General features: G+C 68.0%; 5 protein-coding genes. 4 read left to right on the top strand and 1 reads right to left on the bottom strand.

Annotation, left to right across the window (positions count from 1 at the left end; all coding sequences use genetic code 11):
- Positions 1 to 815, top strand: an 815-nt coding sequence (locus CF165_RS51460) for a tetratricopeptide repeat protein (RefSeq protein WP_167441736.1), incomplete at its 5' end; no start/stop codon positions are given.
- Between the two features lie 10 nt (positions 816 to 825).
- Here CF165_RS51460 and CF165_RS51455 read toward each other — a convergent pair.
- Complete coding sequence (locus CF165_RS51455; protein ID WP_158226912.1) at positions 826 to 984, bottom strand: hypothetical protein; 159 nt, start codon at positions 982 to 984, stop codon at positions 826 to 828.
- A 389-nt stretch (positions 985 to 1,373) separates the two neighbouring features.
- On the opposite strand from CF165_RS51455, the gene CF165_RS42140 reads away from it, so the two are divergent.
- From CF165_RS42140 to CF165_RS52210, 3 genes are all read left to right on the top strand, one after another.
- The gene (locus CF165_RS42140) at positions 1,374 to 3,422 is read left to right on the top strand and encodes an ATP-binding protein (RefSeq protein WP_093953197.1); all 2,049 of its coding nucleotides are present in this window, start codon (positions 1,374 to 1,376) and stop codon (positions 3,420 to 3,422) included.
- Positions 3,423 to 4,039: 617 nt separating this feature from the next.
- The gene (locus CF165_RS52215) at positions 4,040 to 4,570 is read left to right on the top strand and encodes a DDE-type integrase/transposase/recombinase (RefSeq protein WP_205661138.1); all 531 of its coding nucleotides are present in this window, start codon (positions 4,040 to 4,042) and stop codon (positions 4,568 to 4,570) included.
- Positions 4,567 to 4,989 carry a Mu transposase domain-containing protein gene (locus CF165_RS52210; RefSeq protein ID WP_205661137.1) on the top strand — a complete coding sequence of 141 codons (423 nt, stop codon included), beginning with the start codon at positions 4,567 to 4,569 and terminating at the stop codon, positions 4,987 to 4,989. Before CF165_RS52215 ends, CF165_RS52210 begins: the two co-directional genes overlap by 4 nt.
- Positions 4,990 to 5,093 lie beyond the last annotated feature (104 nt).

Genomic DNA, 5,093 nt, shown 5'->3' with positions numbered 1-5,093 from the left:
CAGCCGAAGCCGAACGGTCCTACCGCCACGCGATCATCGCCGGCAACACCAATGCCCTTGTCAACCTGGGAAACCTGCTGAGCGAGCAAGCCGGACGTGAAGCTGACGCCGAATGGGCCTACCGCGCCGCCATCGCCGCCGGCAACATCGATGCCCTTGTTGACCTGGGAAACCTGCTGAGCGAGCAAGCCGGACGTGAAGCTGACGCCGAATGGGCCTACCGCGCCGCCATCGCCGCCGGCAACACCAAAGCCCTGTTCGACCTAGGAATTTTGTTCAGCACGCAGCCCGGACGTGAAGCCGATGCCGAACAGGCCTACCGCGACGCGGGGAGCGCCGGCAATACCGAAGCTCTGTTCAATCTAGGAGTTCTGCTGAGCGGGCAGCCGAGGCGTGAGGCCGATGCCGAGCGGGCGTTCCGCGACGCGGTGACCGCCGGCAACACTAAAGCTCTGTTCAATCTGGGAATCTTGCTGAGCGGGCAGCCCGGGCGTGAGGCCGATGCCGAGCAGGCCTTCCGTGCCGCCATCGTCGCCGGCAACACCAAAGCCCTGAACAATCTGGGAATCTTGCTGAGCGGGCAGCCCTGGCGTGAGGCCGATGCCGAGCAGGCCTTCCGTGCCGCCATCGTCGCCGGCAACACCAAAGCCCTGAACAATCTGGGAATCTTGCTGAGCGGGCAGCCCGGGCGTGAAGCCGATGCCGAACAGGTTTACCGTGCCGCCATCGCCGCCGGCAACACCAAAGCCCTGGTTAACCTCTGGAATCTACTCGGCAAGCAGCCCGGAGGTGAAGTTGAGCGCTACAGAGGTTGAATGGCTGGGATTACGGTGGATCCAGGCCGGTGTGAGCGAAGAAGGCGTCGAGCAGTCCGGGTCGGTACTGGATCCGTTTAAAGTCCTTGACCGACGCCGCCTTGGTGACGGCGATCTCCAGCCGTGGCCGCATGACAAAGCGGTCGTGGTCGGTTGGCAGCTGCTGCACCAGCTGCAGCGGCAGCCATGGATGGGTGCCTAGCAGCGATGCTGTGCAAGATCAAAATCTGGGGACCGGCTGAGACTTTCGAGCACTTCGCGATCTGGATCTTCGCCGCACGTCGCGGCTCCATTTCGCGTTACTCGGTCGCGGACGTGCTCGGCTTGGTCGAAGCATTGAAAATGGCATTGCCACGTGTGCTCCGTGCGGGTGGACCTGGACGCTCTCGCGGTGGTGGGCGCCTGGGGCGCGACACACTGGCTTCCGTGGTAGAGAGGGTAGGTGCTCGAGATGATGCTGGTTGTGGAGTGTCGAGCCCGGTGGTGAGGGCCAGCCCGATCGACCACGTGTCGCTGACCGGGGCATCGGACTTGCAAGCAAGTGGACCTGGGTCTGCGGTGCTGCGGCAGTTGCCGCTGGCGATCAAGGATTTCACCGGCCGTGCCGAGCACATCGCGGCGTTGGACGCGCTGCTGCCTGCGGAGGGAGAAGGCAGCGGTACGGGCGCGGTGGTGATTTCGGCGGTGGACGGCACGGCGGGGATCGGCAAGACCACGTTGGCGCTGTGGTGGGCGCATCGGGTCCAGTGCCGGTTTCCCGACGGCACGTTGCATGTGAACCTGCGTGGCTACGGGGCCGGTGACCCGGCTACGCCCGGCGAGGTGCTGGAGGGATTCCTGCGGGCGCTGGGTCTGCGGGCCGAGCAGATTCCGGTGGGAGTCGAGGCCCAGTCGGGGCTGTTTCGGTCGCTGCTGGCCGGGCGGCGAATGCTGATCGTGCTGGACAACGCCAACCACGCCGATCAAGTACGCCCGTTGCTGCCGGGCACGCCGGGGTGTGTGGTCGTGGTGACCAGCCGGGAGAGCCTGACCGGGCTGGTGGTGACCGAGGCGGCGACCCGGCTAACCCTGGATCTGCTGTCGGAGGCCGAAGCCGTGGAGCTGGTAGCCAGCATCCTCGGCCCGGTCCGTGCCGCTGCCGAACCGGATGCGATCCGGGAACTGGTGCGGTACTGCGCCCGGTTGCCGCTGGCGTTGCGGATCGCCGCCAGCCAGGCCACGAACCCGCGTGTCACGGTAGGCGATGTGGTCGGCGAACTCGCCGACGAGCGGCTTCGTCTGGATGCCTTGAGCTGGGACGCGGACGAACGGGCGGCGGTGCGAGCAGTCTTCGACTGGTCCTATCGACGTCTGTCCGCCGAACCGGCGCGGGTGTTCCGTCGCCTCGGACTACATCCGGGCGAGGAGTTCAGTGTGGAAGCCGCCGCTGCCGTGGCCGAGCTCGACCTGCCCGAGGCGAGGCGGGTGCTCGCAGTCCTGGCGGCCGCGCACATGATCGAACCGGCGGCCGGCCGCCGCCGCTACCGGTTTCACGACTTGCTGCGCGCCTATGCTGCTGATCGCGCCGAGCGCGACGATGCTCCGGCCGAGCGGGAGGGCGCGCGAACTGCGCTGCTGACGTGGTACGCCCACCATGCCAAGACGGCACTGCGGATCCTCTTCCCGGCGCATCGTGACTGGGATCCCGCGCTGCGCTTGACCACCCACGCTTGCCCGGAGATCCGGCTCTCCGGCCGGGAGGAGACCTGGGCGTGGACCGACCTCGAGGTGGACAACCTGGTCGCCGCCACCCGAGCGGCCGATCAGCACGACGAGAAGCCCCTCACCCTCCTTCTTGTCACGACCACCGCGATGATCTTGCATCGTCGGGGCCGCTGGGACGACCTGTTCGACCTGTACTCGCGGGCTCTGAAGGCAGCCCGCCGCAGCGGCGACCGCCTCGCCGAAATCGAAGTCCTGATCAATTTGGGCGAGACGTACAAACTGCTCGACAGGTGGGAGGATGCCACCGGCGTGCTCGAGACCGCGGTCGAGATGGCCCGCGACCTCGAGGATCCAGGGCGGCAAGCGTCGGCGCTCCTGGAGCTGGGTCACGGGTGGCTGGTGCAGCGACAGTGCGCGCAGGCGCGAACCTATCTGCTGGCGGCGTTGCCCCTGGCTCCCGGCGCGCAGCACGGACGCATAGAAGCCCAGATCGAGATGGTCTTGGCCGCCGTGTGCCGCCGGCTGGGCGAGTACCCGGAGGCCCTTCGCCACGCCCGCCGGGGCCTCGCTCTCAGCCGGGAAGCCGATGATCGTGAGGGGGAAGTCGGCTGCTTGTGCCTCCTGGCGCTGATCCACCACACCACCGGGGACCATCAGAGGGCGATCGAGCTGTGCGAGCAAGCCCTCCGCGTCGTTTCACGCCGGTTCTTTCCCACGTCCGTCGCCAGCGCCCTGGACACACTCGGCGGCGTGCTGCGGGACACCGGCGACACCGCACGGGCCCTCGAATGCTGGCGCGAAGCCCTGCGTATCTACGACGACTGCAGCCCCGAAGAGGGCGCGCGCGAGGACCTCAGAGAGCGACTCCATGCCCTCGAGCTGGCGCCGGAACGGCCTCTGTAGACCTGACGATGGATAGCCGCCATCAATAGGCCGAGGTCGCCTGGACCCATCGAGGCGGCTGCGTGGTCGGGTTGGGCCGCCGGACCGTTGGCAACGGTCTTGACCACAAGAGGCCATCGTGGCTGGAGGGCGACCTCGAACGCCGCGTCTCGAGACGGACGTAGCGGGGCTCGTTTGTTCGTCCACTTGGACCCGCTCACATGGCGAAGCTGCTGTCGCCAGTTCGGTCGGGTTCCAACGGTGCCGGGGCGTAGGCGGGATTGCGCCGTCGCCCTCGTTGGGTGCTGTGGGGTCGGTGATGGCCTGGGCTGGCTGTGTCGTGGCGACTCGTCGGCGGTGCCGCCGCAGAAGGCAGAAGGTGCCTGACCAGCAAAGATAGACGAAATCAACTGGCGTCGGGCGACGCCGTGCAGCTATGGTCTGTCGCATGAACACGCGCATCCTGTGCATGGACGCTACGAACATGTGTTCGAGTCTCGGACACTCAATTACCCGATAGACTCGCGCGTCGCGGCCGGGTCAGAGTAGCAGCAGTTGCCCTCCGGCAGTCCGTCTCCCGCGGCCGCGACGTCGCGATCATCGCCCATCCGCCGGGCGAGGAGACCCAGTTCGACTGGGTGGAACTGCCGAACCCGCCAGCGGCCTGGGCCGTCGGGCAGCATGCGCACCTGCTGGTCGGCGCGCTGGCGTATTCGGGCCGGTGGCGTGGCGTCCTGGCCGACGCCGAAGACTTCCCGCACCTCATCGAGGCGCTCGACATCGTCGTGCGCAAACTCGGCGGCACCACCCACGACTGGCGCTTCGACCGGATGGCGACCGTCTGCTACCCGTCCACCGGCCGGCTGACCGCCGCGTTCGCCCAGGCGGCCAAGCACTACGGAGTCCGTTCGGTGGTCTGCCCACCGCGTCGGGGGAACCGCAAAGGTGTTGTGGAGAAAGCGAATCACTCGGCCGCGCAGCGGTGGTGGCGCACGGTCGCCGACGACGCCACCATCGCCGAGGCGCAAGCGGGGCTGGACCGGCTCGCGGTCAAGCTCGACGGCCGCCGCCGGGTCCGCGACGGTGAACCCACCACCGTCGCCGCGCTGGCGGCCGACGAGGCGCTGCGGCCACCGCCACTGGTGGCGTTCCCGCCGAGTTCGACGTGACCCGGACCGTGACACCGCAAGCGCTGGTTTCTTTTCGCGGCAACCACTATTCGATCCCACCAGGTCTGGGCGGCGCCGCTGTCGCGGTCCGGCATCGGCTCGGCGCGGACACGCTGCGCATCGTCACCGCCGGCGGCGCGACAGTCGCGGTCCACCACCGCGCCCTCGATGGCGCCGGGCGGGTGATCCGCGACGACGGGCACGTCGCCGCGCTGGAAGGCGGTGCTGGGCGCGTTCACCACGGACCGGCCCTGCACCCACAAGACCCGCCGTCCGCCTTCGGCGGCGGCGTTGGCCGAAGCGGCACGACTGCGCGGCCTGCCCGCGACGGGGCCCACGTCGTGATCGACCTGTCGGCCTACGCGGCCACCGCCGCCCGGCTCGACAGGGCACCCACTAGTGAACCCGAGGAAGGTTGAACCTGTTGTCTGTCAACAAATCTGCACCACAGATGTGGAGTTGCCCCGTTGAGGCGGACACGGGGTTTTCAGGCAGCGTGGGCCTGAGCGTAGTTGGTTCGGGT

The sequence above is a fragment of the Amycolatopsis vastitatis genome (assembly GCF_002234595.1).
Taxonomy (GTDB): domain Bacteria; phylum Actinomycetota; class Actinomycetes; order Mycobacteriales; family Pseudonocardiaceae; genus Amycolatopsis; species Amycolatopsis vastitatis.
Note: the sequence above shows the minus strand (reverse complement) of the source record. Positions and strands in the feature narration are given on the sequence as shown.